The sequence below is a fragment of the Limosilactobacillus vaginalis DSM 5837 = ATCC 49540 genome (genome assembly GCF_000159435.1).
Taxonomy (GTDB): domain Bacteria; phylum Bacillota; class Bacilli; order Lactobacillales; family Lactobacillaceae; genus Limosilactobacillus; species Limosilactobacillus vaginalis.
Window position 1 is genome coordinate 1 of sequence record NZ_GG693505.1, and the last position, 219, is coordinate 219.

Annotated in this window: 1 pseudogene; it reads right to left on the minus strand. The window is 54.8% G+C overall.

The features are described 5' to 3' along the window. Positions 1-219, minus strand: a pseudogene (locus HMPREF0549_RS09175) (NADH-quinone oxidoreductase subunit F); the annotation flags it as partial.

Here is a 219-nt window from a genome sequence, read left to right on the forward strand (position 1 = left end):
GTGGCTTCGAGCGTGGGTTAGCACGACGTCCTTCCAGGGAGTTGATTAACGCTGTTTCTTCCCCGCAGATGTAGCGCCCTGCCCCGGTATGGACGAACAGTTCGAAATCGAAACCTGTTCCCATAATGTTTTTGCCAAGCAGACCCGCTTCGGTGGCTTCGGCAATGGCACGGCGCAGATTAACTGCCGCTTCGATATATTCGCCACGCAGGAAGATGT